Origin of the sequence: Paenibacillus campinasensis (assembly GCF_002272015.1) — a bacterium.
Lineage (GTDB): Bacteria > Bacillota > Bacilli > Paenibacillales > Paenibacillaceae > Paenibacillus_AQ > Paenibacillus_AQ campinasensis.
The window spans coordinates 1-14902 of the sequence record NZ_NPBY01000012.1 but is presented as its reverse complement, the minus strand read 5'-3'; the positions used below and the strand labels follow the sequence as shown (position 1 = coordinate 14902).

Annotated in this window: 16 protein-coding genes; all 16 read right to left on the bottom strand. The window is 55.0% G+C overall.

Annotation, left to right across the window (positions count from 1 at the left end; all coding sequences use genetic code 11):
* Positions 1 to 396 (bottom strand): hypothetical protein, encoded by a 396-nt coding sequence (locus CHH67_RS03880; RefSeq protein ID WP_095263677.1) that lies wholly within the window; start codon positions 394 to 396, stop codon positions 1 to 3.
* A gap of 27 nt (positions 397 to 423) precedes the next feature.
* Positions 424 to 882, bottom strand: a complete 459-nt coding sequence (locus CHH67_RS03875) for an ABC transporter permease (protein ID WP_095263676.1) — start codon at positions 880 to 882, stop codon at positions 424 to 426.
* Positions 883 to 934: 52 nt separating this feature from the next.
* Positions 935 to 3010, bottom strand: coding sequence for a hypothetical protein (locus tag CHH67_RS03870; RefSeq protein ID WP_095263675.1), 2076 nt, complete (start codon positions 3008 to 3010; stop codon positions 935 to 937).
* Complete coding sequence (locus tag CHH67_RS03865; protein WP_095263674.1) at positions 3007 to 4881, bottom strand: ATPase, T2SS/T4P/T4SS family; 1875 nt, start codon at positions 4879 to 4881, stop codon at positions 3007 to 3009. Before CHH67_RS03865 ends, CHH67_RS03870 begins: the two co-directional genes overlap by 4 nt.
* Positions 4868 to 5719: a CpaE/TadZ family protein gene (locus tag CHH67_RS03860; RefSeq protein ID WP_095263673.1), complete on the bottom strand. Its 852-nt coding sequence runs from the start codon at positions 5717 to 5719 to the stop codon at positions 4868 to 4870. Before CHH67_RS03860 ends, CHH67_RS03865 begins: the two co-directional genes overlap by 14 nt.
* Positions 5716 to 6423 (bottom strand): hypothetical protein, encoded by a 708-nt coding sequence (locus CHH67_RS03855; RefSeq protein WP_095263672.1) that lies wholly within the window; start codon positions 6421 to 6423, stop codon positions 5716 to 5718. The genes CHH67_RS03860 and CHH67_RS03855 overlap by 4 nt, the downstream gene beginning before the upstream one ends.
* A 62-nt stretch (positions 6424 to 6485) precedes the next feature.
* Complete coding sequence (locus CHH67_RS03850; RefSeq protein ID WP_095263671.1) at positions 6486 to 7607, bottom strand: SAF domain-containing protein; 1122 nt, start codon at positions 7605 to 7607, stop codon at positions 6486 to 6488.
* 31 nt (positions 7608 to 7638) lie between these two features.
* A complete protein-coding gene (locus tag CHH67_RS03845) occupies positions 7639 to 9114 on the bottom strand; it encodes a serine/threonine protein kinase (RefSeq protein WP_095263670.1) in 1476 nt (491 codons plus the stop codon).
* A gap of 161 nt (positions 9115 to 9275) precedes the next feature.
* Positions 9276 to 10343, bottom strand: a complete 1068-nt coding sequence (locus tag CHH67_RS03840) for an SAM-dependent methyltransferase (protein WP_155617818.1) — start codon at positions 10341 to 10343, stop codon at positions 9276 to 9278.
* Between the two features lie 5 nt (positions 10344 to 10348).
* Positions 10349 to 11122 carry an ABC transporter ATP-binding protein gene (locus CHH67_RS03835; protein WP_095263668.1) on the bottom strand — a complete coding sequence of 258 codons (774 nt, stop codon included), beginning with the start codon at positions 11120 to 11122 and terminating at the stop codon, positions 10349 to 10351.
* Positions 11119 to 11466, bottom strand: coding sequence for a thioredoxin family protein (locus CHH67_RS03830; RefSeq protein WP_095263667.1), 348 nt, complete (start codon positions 11464 to 11466; stop codon positions 11119 to 11121). The genes CHH67_RS03835 and CHH67_RS03830 overlap by 4 nt, the downstream gene beginning before the upstream one ends.
* Positions 11463 to 11801, bottom strand: coding sequence for a cyclic-phosphate processing receiver domain-containing protein (locus CHH67_RS03825; protein WP_095263666.1), 339 nt, complete (start codon positions 11799 to 11801; stop codon positions 11463 to 11465). The genes CHH67_RS03830 and CHH67_RS03825 overlap by 4 nt, the downstream gene beginning before the upstream one ends.
* Before the next feature lie 4 nt (positions 11802 to 11805).
* The gene (locus tag CHH67_RS03820) at positions 11806 to 12669 is read right to left on the bottom strand and encodes a deoxyribonuclease IV (protein ID WP_095263665.1); all 864 of its coding nucleotides are present in this window, start codon (positions 12667 to 12669) and stop codon (positions 11806 to 11808) included.
* Entirely contained in the window at positions 12659 to 13477 is an 819-nt protein-coding gene (locus CHH67_RS03815) for an Fpg/Nei family DNA glycosylase (RefSeq protein ID WP_095263664.1), read from the bottom strand. Before CHH67_RS03815 ends, CHH67_RS03820 begins: the two co-directional genes overlap by 11 nt.
* Positions 13478 to 13531: 54 nt before the next feature.
* Positions 13532 to 14347 (bottom strand): TIGR01457 family HAD-type hydrolase, encoded by an 816-nt coding sequence (locus tag CHH67_RS03810; protein ID WP_095263663.1) that lies wholly within the window; start codon positions 14345 to 14347, stop codon positions 13532 to 13534.
* A gap of 28 nt (positions 14348 to 14375) precedes the next feature.
* On the bottom strand, positions 14376 to 14600 hold the full coding sequence (locus tag CHH67_RS25910; RefSeq protein ID WP_141235846.1) for a hypothetical protein: 225 nt from the start codon (positions 14598 to 14600) through the stop codon (positions 14376 to 14378).
* Between the last annotated feature and the right edge of the window lie 302 nt (positions 14601 to 14902).

The following is a 14902-nucleotide window of genomic DNA, read 5'->3' as shown; positions in this document are numbered from 1 at the left end:
TTACCTCACTTTTTCGAAACGAATACTCTCGATAAGACCATCTGCTCCCAGCCTGTAGGCCGCACTGTACTCGGCAGCCATATCGATGATCGAGACGTCCGCAGTTTCCGGGTTGCTTCCGGCTGGAAACCGGACGCTCCCAACCTCGATATCGAAGTGCCCTTTCTCCACATCCCGAAGCGTGAACAATACTTCGCTTCCTCCGTAGATCATCGCTCTGCCGCGCTCCGCTCCGGGCACGGTGATGACTCCCGAATGCTGATCCTCGGTCAAGGCCAGACCTTTCTCTACACCCGAGCGGATACCCGACTGAATTTCGAGTGAGAACCAGCAGGCCGACAGGAACAGCATCGCCGAAACCGCGAACCCGATCATGCTTATCGTTTGTTCACGCATGGACATACTCCTTTACGATCAACGGTTCTACTGAACAAAGATGATGCCGCGGATCACGTTCGAATCATCCTTCACAATCGTCGCCTTGAATTTCCCGCTCGGATTGACATATTCCGGACTCTTCTCGTTCATCGTCATCGTAATATCACCCTGTCTGGAATCCGGATTGTTGACGCCGCCGCGGTCATTCAGCACGTTGCCATACCATTGTCCGTTCGGGTTTTTGCCTGTGCGGATGTAGATGCCAAACTGGTCCTTGTCTTTGTACTTCCTAAGCGCATTGGTTACCTGGGAACCGCTGATGGTTGTTCCGTCATACACCGTGAATGCAGCCTGGGAAAGCTCGGTTTGAATGTCCGAGAAATTGTTTTGTGCCGTCTTGGTCGCTTCCTGTGCCGAAATAAACAAAATAACAACAATCGTAATCAATGCAATCGTCAGAAAAATACCTGCTGCCACCTTTAATGCGGAAGATGCGTTATTCATGGATAAATGCCTCCTATACAATTCATTTGGTTATATGGGGAAATGATCTTATTTATAATCGCTGAATCTGCTCGTAATAAATGCTCATTTGCGTAAAACTCATGCCGATGAGCGGGATCACGAGGTACAGAAAAATCAATGCATACATCGGGGCGAACCCGATCATCCGACCCCACCCGGCCTTCGTGTCGATCAACGCTTCATATTCCTGCCTTCGCTGCTCAAAGCTGAACGCCATCTCGCCATCCAGATCCTCATCGAACACTTCCCGGATCGGCACTTTGTCCACCGCCAGCAGCAGCTTGTCCACCAGCCTCTGGAAGTCCGGGAACCAGACATCCTCCTTAAGCTCCGTCAAGGCCAGCTGCGCACCGTGTTCATAATGCAGCAGGCACTTCTGGATCGGCACCTTGAAGATGACGGCGAAACGGTTCAACCATTCGAGAATCCCCTCCACCGATATACGTTCCATGCCCCTTAGGATAGAGATCACCGTCATGAACTGATACACTTCATGCCGCATCTCCATGTTCCGTACCTTTCGGTGAAAATACAGCATCCACAACGGGAATGCATAGGCGATGAGACCGGCAGCGATCGCCAGCACGAGCTCCCACCATTTCAGATACTCCCCGTCAAACTGCCGCAGCTTCTCAAGGACGCGGTCGGCAGCAGCCTTAATCTGCTCTTGGGTCATCCCCTGAGCACCGTTCTCTTCAATCAGCTTCTCCGCTTGTCCTTGATCCACAGCAGGCGACATCCCCAGCTGCTCCATCCACTGCCGATCCTGTTCCGCCCGCCGCTTGGCAGCTTGAAGCTGGACTTCATTCATCTGACCGAAGAGGGACTGCTGCTCAGGTACCGGCGCGTAGAGCAGCTGATGTCTGGCCTGGACATGGAGGAACACCGCGGTCGATAGCGAAAGGGCAAATGCCAGCGTAAACAGCGTCAATCGCCGGACGACAAACCATTCCAGTTTCAAACGCGTATTGCTCTCCCTCAGCAAGCGGAGCAGTCTGGCAAATGCCGGCGTACCCTGCCGGGGAGCCATAATCAGCGCCAAATTGCGCACCATCGGAATCCGGCACAACCGCTCCTCCCATGACGGTTTGTCGAGGCCCGCCCGATAATCGGTCTCCCGATGCTGCTGCAATTTTTGAAGCAGGACGTAAGCCACGACAATGATGACATAGATGGATATTTTCGTAATGAAGCCGAGCTTGCTCGTATAAAACTGATCCATCGCCGGGAAATTCCCTCTCGCCCACCGTTCAATCGGCTTGGCAAAAAAGACCGGGGCAAGCGCAATGACATTCAAGCCCTTGAGCAAATAATCCAGCTTGTCCCTGCGCAATATCTCCAGCTGAATTTCTCTGGTGAGGCCGCTCAAACCAAGAAGATAAATGGAGCTTTTCTTTCGCGCGTAATCCCCGAATTCCATCACCAGCCTTGATATGCCGGCAAATGCCTTCAAATAGCGGTTCGGCGCCGATTCGTAATACTTCTCCAGTTCCTCCTCCGGGTCCTTGGAGACAAGCGCATGATAGATGCGGTGGGTATGAAGCGCAATTTCCGGACCGGCGGATTCCGCACCCTCATAGATCGCCTCGTCCACCATCCCGTGCTGTTGATAGTGATGTCTAACCTGAGAGAACAGTTCCACCGACTGGATCAGCAGTTTTCGTTCCAGCCGATTGACATACATCTCAATCAGCAGATCATGGATGACGATGCAGGCCAGCATAATCAGCAATATGAACCCGATGGTCGGATTGCTCCAGATCAACAGAAGCGCGGTGATCCCCATAGTTCCGGTAATGACCGCTGCCAGCTTCATCGTCTCCAGACGAAGCGATATTTCATCGTACGGGTGTACAACGGATATCCGCTGTCTAAGGCGCATAACATATCCTTTGACAAGCGGGACATGCAAGCAGAAACGATAGGCCAGCTGCAGCCATTGCCTGTATAAATTCCGGACTGACCTCCCTTCTCCCCGGCTAATGTCCTGAAGCGGAACATACACGCCCCGGCTTCGCCGGGTCAGCCACAGATGGACTGCATAGATCAGCGCGCAGGCAAGCAGGGAGAACAGCAGCACACCAAAGAGAATCTGTCGGGTTGTCATCCGGCTGTCCCCCACCCTGATGCCAGAAACGTCTGGAATTCCAGCGCGTCCTCCGGCTGCATCTGCTCGCTCATCTCCGCAATGCTCCGCTCCGACAACCGGTGCACCGTCACATAGGCGCCATCCCGGTATTCCACTACATTGCGCGAGATGAAGGAAGGTCTCTCTGCCGCGTCACGATCAGCCCATAGACCTGATCCATTCTCATCCGCTGCGTCTGGCAAACTCGCCTCCCCGGTGATCCGATGATCATCACAAGGAATACACTCGGTTATCCGTTCAATGAATCGATTGCCATAAGCGTCGCGCTTCAAATGAATATCAAAATTAATGACACTGACCACCTGCTGCTCGGCAATAAACTCCTGGCGAAACATGCCGCTCTTGAGCAAGGAATTGCGAAGGGATTGAATCAAGTCCTTGAATGTTTTGGCATGGTGGGTGAATACCGTGAACAAGCTGGCCACCTGCGACATCTGAATCATCCAGGATGCCACTTCGTCGCTGGCAACCTCGCCCAGAATGTTCACCGTGCCGTCCGTTTTCTTCTGCAAATCAAGGCCGGCCTGACCGCTAATAAACTCCGTCTCGCGAAAGCTGAGAATGTTTCTGCGGCTGTATATTTTCCGCAAATGCAGCTCAAACGCCATCTCCTGCACCCTGAGCGTATAGGATGCGTAAATGTACTCCACCATCGCCATCAGAAGCGTTGTCTTGCCCGAGCCTTGCGCGCCGGTAATAGCGGTAATCCGGCTGCCTCTCATCAAATATTTGAGCAGTTTAATGACAAGGTCTGCCCCGCTTCCGGTGATCAGCTGATTCAAGCTTGCATTCGGGAGGTCGAATTTGCGGACAAAGAATGCCCATGACTCCGCAAACGGCGGCCTGACCACCACGACCCGCGAACCGTCCTTCATCTCATTCACCTTGTAGCCGCTCGCCTCCGACAACTGTCCGGGATGATTGTATTTATAGATGTTCTGGCACACCCGCTTCAGCTCCAGCAGGCTGCCGAACGAGAGGAATTCCAGATGAAGCGATATCCCTTTGTAAAAAATCCAGACACTTTCACATCCCGAAGCGGGCCGGCTGTCGGACGACGACTCCGGCAGAAGCCAATCAGGCCCGGGGGCGGGGCGACCCGCATCATCAAGCACGCCGCTGACACCGCCGCTAACTCCGTCAATCCGCTGATCCCGGATCTCGTCAACGACGGAGAAGCCTTTATACTGCTGATATATTCGCTGCACGACAATATCGAGCTTCTCCTGAAACGCAAGCGGTCTCCACTCCGAATCAAACATGTGCTCAACATCCTCGGCCGTAACCGCATAGACAGCCCCCTGTCCGTAACGCGGCAGCACCCGCGGCTGTGCAAGATCATAGGTATCTATCATGGCTGACAATGCGTCCTGCCCGTATTTCTGCTTGTACGAATACAGCAAAATTTCAAATTTATCCTGAGCTGTTAACGCTTGCGGCTGCTCAAACGGGATGGCCGACTCGATATTGCCTTCATTCAAGCCCAGATCGTTTACGAGAAGCCCCTTCATAAAATCCTTCACATAATTCTTGTCCAGCACATCCCCAGATACACAGCCCTTCAAGGCGCGTCTCAGTTCGCTTCGTTTGTTCAGCCTTCGCCGGTACTCCTCTTCATGCAGGCCCAAATCGGAAAGCTGGCTGTGGGTCAGCTGATGTAGCGTCTCCTTCATATACTCCGTCATCGAAGACAAGGAATAGGGATCAGCTGCAGGCGGCTGGTCATACTTGGGCCTTCTCGAATCGATATAGCGAAGATAGCCAAGGAGAAAGGCCAGCAGTACGATAATAAGGATCCAAGCGCTGTTCATGAAGCTACCCGTAAACATACGCGCCCCTCGCTTTCACACTACCACCGCTCGGAAGACCGAGCCGCTCGGCCGCCAAATCCGCCATCTGGCGCAATGCCCGGTAGGCGGCGTTCTCCCGGCTGCGGTTCAGCCCGCCGCGGCTGCGCTGGACATAGGCCATGACGGAGCGCATATTCCAGGCATCCGCCAGAGATGAGCAGTAAGGAATGCCGTACATTTCGGACTTTAGCCGGAAACGTCGCTTGATGTTTTTCAACGTGCAGCTGATCTCCGGATCGTATCTGCCCAGCGCGTACACACAGTTTTTGTCCATCAGCATGTCCGGCATGCTGCTTCGCTCCCACACATCCTCCAAAGAACGGAGATTCTGATTCAAGGCGACGATGACCAGATCTGCAGTCCGGATCAGCTCCATGTCCGCTCCTTGCGGACGCCCGTTGCCTGCATCGGCAACGATGACGTCATAGCTTCGCTTCGCTGTATCGAGCACCTGACCCGCGAACTTCCCATATGCCACATCATCCAAGGCATGTCTGGCATCCCGGCTGCCTGTCAACAGGTCGAGCCTTTCCGAAAGGACCGGTATCGTGTAATCCCTGATCGTCTCCGGCAGCAATCTTCCGCTCCCGGCCATTCTCGCCAGTGCATCCATGCCATGATCCTGGAATGCCGCCATCGTATCGAGTGATTCATGCCTGAAAGTGAAAGCCTGCTCTATGCGCTCCCCGGCGTTTCCGCCATGGGTCAGCAGCGTTCTTACCCTGTATTCCATTGCCAGCACAACCGGAAGTGCAGATGCCAGCACGGTGGCGCCGCTGCCGCTTGGCAGCGGACTCCAAACTGCAATCAGCCTCATGCGTGTCTCCTTTCCGCCAATCGGAGCGCTCGACGGATGTGACGGCTCTCCAGCTCTGTCAGCCGGCGAATAAGCTCCATCAAGGAGCGTTTATAGTGTCTGGACAGCGGCTTTAACCGAAGGCGGCCAGCATGTTCATTCTCCACCTTGAGCGCATAGGCCAGCTCATCCCACGGCATCCGGATCGGCTCGTCCAGCCAGTGAACTCCGCTGTGATCCAGATAGCTTTCGATATAGGAATCATCCGTCAGATCCTCGATGACATTCATATAAATGCGATGAAATGAAGGCGGGGAATCTCCGAAAGCTTCCTCTGCGATACGCTTCAGCCATTCCGCGCCTTGAATGAGCCCCATAAGCTCGAAACCGCTCACCCATATCCGCGCGTCCGCACCATGCCAGTGTTCCGGCCTTAGATATTCGGGCTGCTCCACATCGAGAATCATATAGTCGTAGCTGGCGCCTTCCTGCTTCTCAATGTATTCCAGCAGCGAATCGTAATTCGCAAAGCGGGTCGCGATATCGAAGCCGCCAAACTCCGCCAGATTCAGCGAAGCATCCACTCTTGAGATATAATGCGTGTATTTAGCATGATGGGCGGCATCTGCAAGCAGCACTTTGCTGCCCCCGTTCGCCAATATTTTGCACAGGTACATCAGCAGATCGCTCTTGTCGCACATGCCTGCAAAGATCCAGGTTCTCAAGCTATACGCCTCCTTTTTTGTCCGTAATTCAGGTTATTTACTGGCACCTGTCCGTTTCCCTATCACGGCTGCGTGAAGATGAGCTCTGCATTCGCAGTCTCCGTATCCTCGCCTTCCATCAGCCGCTTATCACTGCTGCTTGGACCAAGAATTTGGTCAGCCTCGGAGCTTTGGTCCTGCCGAGCCGAGCTGCTCATGATCATTTCCGGCTCCAGAACGGTGCCGCTCGTTGATACGGAGCTCGGAGCTTCAACTGTGTACGGAGCGCTTGTATAGGATTCAGACCCGCTTGCATTGCCTGAAGTACTCGCTCCGAACGCACTCGCTCCAAACGTCGGACTTGCCTGATATTCGGATACATGCACCTGACCACCAGCCCTCCGTTTCCCCAAATCCTCCTCCAGCGTGCTGCGCAGGGTAATCTCCAGGTGCTTCTCCGCCTTGTTCACGATGTTCGGGTCGCGAGCGATGAGTTTAGCCACTTCTTCATTCGGCGGATAAGTCGGAACCGCCTTGTCCTGAAGCTCGGGCTCTACGTAGGTGAGCGCATACAGCGTCGCCTCATGCAGATAAGCATCCACGATCGCGCTTGAGAGCAACAGAATCTCCTTCTCATCCAGCGTGGTCCAGAATGCCGGACTTTCCAGCCTGTCAATCTTCTTCTTGGATAAGATGATGTAGTCCTGTCCTGTCGGGAACTGCACACGAATATCCACGACATCGTCCTTGCGCAGATTGCTAGGCAGCCATACCGATTTCATCTCCCGATGCCGGAGATCGGCGGGGGTTGGTTCTTCCTCGAACAGCATCGCCTGCGTGATCAGCGTTCCTTTGCGGACCTCGATCTTGGTTCCCATACCGGCGATCTGGTCTTTCCCGGGCAGATGATCCGGCGCGGCTTCCGCCGGCAGCTTCACCTCCTTGATGTCCTGTTCCCGAATGAAACTGCCCGAAGGGATGTCCCGGATCGGAACCCAGGCCGATTTCATCGCTTTCAATTCACGAATCCGCTCCTCTTCAACTTGGGCAATCCGCTCATCATACCGCTGCTGCTGCATGCTCAGCTGCTCCTTATGCCCCAGATGAATATAGAGGATCACCCCAGAGCAGATCAGCCCAACGATGCCTGCGCCTGCAAGTCCGGCATACATCAGCTTCCGGCTGCGGCTCTTGATTATCGGCATATCAACATCATCTCCTTTCTGATCATTAAATTCATTGTCTCAAGAATCTGAATCTTCGCTTGCGCGGCTCCGGCTCGGCAATGATATGCCGGAACATGTGCCGGAACGCCTGCTCGCTTGGCGAGGTCAGCTCAAAAGGGTCAAGCTGAAGCGGCAACGTATACACCTTATCGGTATCCAGCAGCTTACGCACCCGCTCCAGCGCATCCGGCCCCGCTAGCGGGAGGGCATACAGCCGGTGCGGCTGATGATGATCAGCCAGCAGCCGGGACAAGGCCAGCAGCTCGTGCTGGCGCCATTCCGCGCCCGAACCGACGATCAGCGGCACATCCGCCCTCAGAAACTCCTCCAGCCGCTCGCTGTTGCGATATACGCCCAGATCCAGCACAACTGCATCGTAGCTTCCGCCGAGCAGCGAGATCACTTCCGCCCGCCCGGTCTGACGCCAGAAGTGAATGCCGTCGATCTCAAATTTGCGGCCGCTCCCAGCCGAAGCCCGGCCCCCTTCTGCAATTTCCTGAATCCGGCTGAACGCAGAGGACTGCGAACCCATCTCCGCAACAGCCACCCTTCGGTAATGCTTGGCCAGGAAGTAGGCCAGGGCGATGCAGCTGTGCGTGGTTCCCACACCGGCGGATGCCCCTAGGGCAGCAGCTACGAGCGTTCCAGCCATCATCGACCGACTTGCAGACGGGGCCGGAAGTGCCGGCCTGGCCGCCTTGTCAACCGCCTGTCTGGCTTCCTTCGCCGACGGGTATCGATCCTCCGGCGCATACTGGAGCAGCTTGCGGATGATCGGGACCAGCCCTCGCGGCAAATCGCCGCGAATATGACGCTCCACACCGGGAATCCATTCGGTGAAGTTCCCTCCTGTGCATAAATACAAGAGCAGCGCCCCGAGACCATACAGATCGGACCTGGCATCGCTCTGCCTGCCCCCATACTGTTCCGGCGCGGCGAAACCGACCGTGCCCAGCTTGACGGTGTCCTCGCCCGACTCCTGCTTGAAACTGCGGGCGATGCCAAAATCGATCAGCCTGACCTCCAATTGCTCGGTGAGCATAATGTTCGAAGGCTTCAAATCCCTGAAGATGACCTGCGGGTCATGCTCATGCAGATAACCGAGCACCTCCAGCAGCTGATCGGCCAGCCTGACAATAAAATCAGCGCCGATCTTGGAGCGTGATGTCCTGAAATACCTCTCAAGGGTCATCCCTTCGATGTAGTCCATCACCAGATAGGTGTATCCATCCGGATCCGGCTTGAAAAAATCAACAATGCGCGGAAGACGGGGGTGGCTCAGCTTGATCAGCAGACTCGCTTCATCCTCCACCGTCCGGTGCATGCCCAGCTCCGATACGCTTTCCTTCACCGCCCATTTCTGACCCGGCAGCTTCAGGTCGCCGGCCAGATACACACAGCTCATGCCGCCTTCGCCAATTTTCCGCTCGATCACATACCGTCCTCCGAGCACGTCCCCGTATTCCATTTTGGAAGGGTGATTCATCCTGCTTCTACGCTCCTTATGTCTTCTTGCCACGACAAAAAAAGGGAAAGCCTTCCGCCTCACTGTACGACACAGTGATTGACGGGATGCTTTCCCTTTGTTATCGTTGGTTAATTTTGGAATCATTATAGAACAAGATGTGCTCTGTTGTAAAGCATTTTTTAATACTTAATCATATATAGCGTAATCTCGTCCCGGTTGTGGAACAGTTGCTTTGCACCCTGAACCTGCATTCGGGCCTCTTCAAACTGCGCGATGATCTCCTTGATCAGCGCCATCGGCTTTTTGGTGAGCAGCTTGACGGTAATGACCGCCGTCCCCCCGATTTGCAGGCTGTAGAGCAGCCCTGTCACCAGCTTGACCATCTGCTTGGGGCTCCAGCTCATATCACACACCAGCAGATCGAACTCCGACTCGCGGAAGGACACCTCTGCCGCATTTTTGCGTATGACCCGAAGTCCGGAATGGCCCGACAGCGACGGGTGCATCTTGGCCGGATCCACCGCCGTCACCTCAACCCCCCGCTCCAGCAAAAAGGAAGTCCAGCCGCCGGGAGCCGCACCGATATCGAGCGCTCTGCGATAAGAGGCAAACGGAATAGAGAACTGCTGCTCTGCTTCCAGCAGTTTGAACTTGGCCCGGGAGATTTGCCCCTCCTCCCGCTGGAACCGAATCGCACCGCCGTTCCAGTCGGACAGATTGTCCTCCGCTTTGGACACCCCTGCATACCAGATGTCATCCGTGGCGAACAGCGATATGATCCACTCCGGCTGCTGCACGGTGAACTCCAGCTCTAACGGCGCGAGATGCTGCTGCAACTGCTCGCGAAGCTCTCCAGGGCTGTGAGCCCAGGAGCTGTTGTCTGTTTTTCGAACATGAATAGCAGCCGATCTGGCTTCTTTGACTGCCTCCTGTTGAGCGAGCCATCCGGCAGCCTCGCGGATCGCCGCTTCTGCGTCAGCCCCAGCCATTTCCATCTGTACAGGGAATAGATGACGCAGAAAAATCGGAGGCTGCAAGCGGATCGCTTCCACCGCCTCTTCAGGTCCGGTCTGCAATGTCGCCACAAACACCTCACCTGGGATGAGCATCGTGCTTTTCACACTGCCGAACAGCCGCCGCAGCTCTTCCTGAGCGTAAGGGGCAAATCCGTGATTCGCGGTGCAGACCAATTTCGTATGAAGCTCCTCCCGGAGCTCTTCTTCTTTCGCTATTATCGCAATATCCAATGGGATTATCCTCCTGCCAATACTCTGATCCAGGGACGATCGTCATCCCATTTCAGTTCAACATCAATATGATAAGTCTGCTTGATAAGTTCGGGTGTAAGCACATCTTCTTTCCGTCCGGCAGCGACCAGCCGCCCCTCCCGGACAAGCGCGACGTGGGAAAACAGCGGCACAATCTCCTCGATATGATGCGTGACATACACAACCATTACATTCCGCCGCTTCAGCCGATCAACTTCGGCCAGCATCTTCTCCCGCTCATACAGATCCAGCCCGGCACATGGCTCATCCATAATGAGCAGCTTCGGATCGCCCATCAGGGCGCGGGCAAGCAGCACCTTCTTCCGCTCCCCCTGCGACACCGTTCCGAGCGGCTGCTCAGCCAGGTAATCCAGCTTCATCTCGGCCAGCAGGCTCAGCGCCCGGTCGCGGACATCCTCCGGAATCGCCTGGTAAAAGCGCAGAAAAGCGAAAGCGCCTGTAGCTACAACCTCCCACACCGGATCAATAAGCGACAATCGTTCTACCATGGATTGGCTGATATAGCCGATGCTCTTTCGAACTTCCCGGATATCGCATTGCCCGTATCGTTGACCTAGCACTTCCACTAGGCCGGAGCTTGGAAACATGTAGCCTGTCATCATCTCCAGCAGCGTTGTCTTCCCCGACCCGTTGCGGCCGAGTATGACCCAGTTTTCACCGGCGGACATGTCAAGCGAGATATCGTCCAAAATGCGCCGCTGCTCGCGTATCAGCGAAATATGCTGCATCGAGATCATGCCATCGCCCCTTTGATAAAAGATAGAATATCCTGCACCGATCCCATCCGATACAGAAATTGCGGCTGCTCCAGCCGCCCCGATACGGCCATCAGCCCGGGGACGCTGCGGACTCTGTACTTGTCCACCACATTCGGCATAAAATTGACATCCGCCTCCAGCACCGCCGTATCCGGCAACAGCTGCTCCACCACCTCCAGCATTCGGCGGGCAGCGCTGCATGTGCCGCACAGCGGCGTATACAGGAACACGATCAACGGCGAAGCCGCCTCCGAATCCCGTCCGGCCAGCCGCTCCTGCCATTCGATCCGCTCAAGCAGCTCCCTTTCCGTGACCGCAATCATCGATTTCCTGCAGCCACCTGATGCAGCACTTCCTCCGGCATAGGCCCGTTATGGACCTTGACGCCTTCCGGCATATGCGCATACAGCATTTCGTACATTTTTCTTCTCCCTGACGGGCTGGAGGTGTGAAGATAAATTTCTTTAGCCTGCAGCCGCTCAGCAACGATGGCCGCAACAACATCCCCGCCATTCATCTGACCATAACCGAGCTCGTAATCAAGCGATAATATGTCAACCTCACATTCGCGAAGCATCATCAGACACTCTTCCCCGTTTCGGGCTAGCGCGAAACCTTTCGGGCAAGCGCGCCAATCATCCAGATATAGATGAATCATCGATTTACTCTCCCTTGCTATCGGACCAGGACAGCACTTCGGCAATATCCTCCCGGTGTGTCCCGTCCTCTCCCTTTTCACTTTCCAGCACGAACATCTTCCCCGCCAATTCGGCTGACAGAACCAGGCTTCTAAGCCCTTCCTCGCCAATCATACCTTGACCGACGCGGGCATGTCGATCTTTTCTCGAACCGGCCCCATATTTGGAATCGTTCAGATGCACCGCCACGAGATGATCCCAGTATCCCAGCTCCTGCCCTTTCGCAAGCAGCTCATCGGTGCGTGCCGGATTCCAGCCACCGGCTGCATACAGATGACAAGTGTCCAGACAGAAACCGATGTGCTCCGGGTGCTCGGCCAGCTGCCTTACCTTCACGCATTCCTCCAGCGTCATTCCCATGCTGCCATGATCCCCGGCCTGATTCTCGATCAGCAGCTTGGCACTGCCCCTCCAGCCTGCCAGAACGTCGTTCAGGCACCGTATCACATTCTGATACCCCGCCAGCACATCCTCGCTTTTCAAATGTCCAAAATGAACCACGATGCCAAGCGACCCGCAAGCTTCAGCAATAACGAGATCATTAACGAGAGACTGGACGGTCAGCCGATAATGCTCATCTCCCCGTGATTGGCCGACTGCCATATTGCTCGGATACGGCGTATGGGCAATCGACTGAAGATCATGCTCCCGGCAAAAGGCAGCACACGCCTGAGCATCACGAATGTCCGGCTGCTTGATATGCAGGCTGCGCGGATTCTTCGGGAAATATTGAAAGCAGCTTCCCCCGATGTCGGCGGCGTGACGGGCAGCGGCTAGAAAACCGCCCCGGGTGCTGACATGGCTCCCGATTCGAATGTCACGCTTCATGCTGGCACTGCGGACAATAGAACAGCTTCCGTCCGGACAGCTCTGTTTTCACAATCGGTGTGCCGCAGCGAACGCAAGGCTCCCCTTCCCGATCATACACCTTGCATTCGTCATTATAAGCGCCCGTTAAGGTATCGCCTTGCCGGAACGGCAGCTCCATATACCCGCCGCCATCGGCCGCCTCTGTCAGCACCCGGATGGCGCTGTCATACAGTTGTCCCAGCTCCTCATCGGACAAATTCTGAAGTTTGGATGCCGGATGAATGCCAGCGTCAAACGCAATTTCATCCGCATAACAGTTGCCGATGCCGGCGATGACATGCTGGTTGACCAGCGTGCTTTTCAGCGAACCCCGGCGCTTGCGAAGGATGCCCACAAACCGCTCCCTGGACATTCTTCGATCCATCAGTTCCGGGCCGAGATCCTTCAGCACTTCATCTGTTTCTCTTGCTGACAACAGGTGAAGATACCCAAGTCTCAACCCGATGAAATAGAGCACATGCTCGCCAAACGTGATTTCGACCTGTGTCGATCGTGACGGCCGCGGCTCGTCGACATGCCCATAGTACAGCAAGCCGCCCAGCATCAGGTGAAGCAGCAGTCTGCCTCCGTTATGCAGATGGAAGACAAGGAATTTGCCCCTTCTCTCCACATAAATCACCCTGGCCCCTTTTAACGCCGCAGTAAATTGCTCCACAGGCACATTCACCGATTTCTCCCGGTTGACCGTTACGCCCGTCACCGGGACATCTATAATTTCGTTAGACAGCAGTTTCCTATAGTTCTCCATTTCCGGCATTTCCGGCATGATTCATCTACCCCTTCATCGATGCGTCTTATGTAATGGACAGAAGCTTCTGCCTCATAGACCCGCTGGCTCATCATCCGATGAACCGCACAGCAGATCGGCCGCCTCCATTAAATCGCGGCATACATAGTCGGGAGACACGCCTGCAGCTTCGATATGCGTCTGCATATTGTGCTCCGTTGTCACCCCGGTTAATACAAGCACTGTCCGGCATCCGGCATGGGCGCCTGCAGCGATGTCTGTCCTTATATTATCCCCGAGCACGATCGTTTCCTCCGGCGATTGTCCCAGCCGGTCTGTCGCAAACTTCATCAGGATTGAAGATGGTTTGCCGATCACAATCGGCTGTACGCCTGATGCTGCTTCAATCGCCGCCCCGATCGAGCCTGCCCCCGGCGTAAGCCCGGTATCGGAAGGCAGCTGCAAATCCGGGTTGGTCAGGACGGACTTCGCCCCGCCCTGAATCCAGCGCATCGAACGCGTCAGCGACTCATAATCAAAGGATCGATCAATGCCCTGTACAACATATTGAGGATCGTCCTCCACCAGAATCAGCCCTGCCGATTCAAGCGCATGGCGGAGCCCCTGCTCACCGATCATGGCGACGGCGGCTCCCGGCGCCTCTCCGGCGATATAATGGGCGGCCGCCAGTGAAGAGGTGCACACCTCCTCCGGCCTGGCCGGAATGCCCATCTGTTGCAAGTGATTCGCCACTTGCTCCGGTGTGCGGGATGAGTTATTCGTGACGAACAGATACGGAATCCCCTGCTTCTTCAAGCGTCCGATCAGCCTGTCCGCTCCTTCAATCCGAATGCTGCCATGGTACAACGTTCCGTCAAGATCAATCAAGATGCCTTTGGGCTGTTCCAAGTGAACACCTTCTTTGCAGTTATGTAGTTCATGTCATGAAATATTCATTATGATAAAAAAACATCGGCTTATCGCGCCGCTTGAAGGGACTGGCTGCTGACACGCAAGAAAGCTTCGTCACCACGATATATCCAGTGCGGTTCATCTGCAATGCCAGGGATGTGATGACGAGCCAAGCGCCAAGTGCCAAGCCGTGCCGGCTCATCAACAACAAGCCCTCGGGTTCCTTGAGCAGCCCTTCTATACACTCCATTCCATTGTAAAGAACAGGTCTGACACATGCAAGGAACCCGGTCACGACAGCTGCAACTCAGATGCGCCAGCTAAGCCTTATAACGCTTCGCATGCAGGGAATATAAGCATACGCCCTTCCGCTGTCGAATCACATCGAAGACTGTCCAACACTTTCTCTTCCTGATGCCTTCTTGTCATTTCCTGCGCTTTCCCGAGAAATAATTATGGATTGCCGCCTGCAGAGCATCTTCTCGGCACCGGATACAGTCCAAAATCCTCCGCCAGCTTCGTGTTCGGAAAGATCTGCTGGGCTTCCTCCAA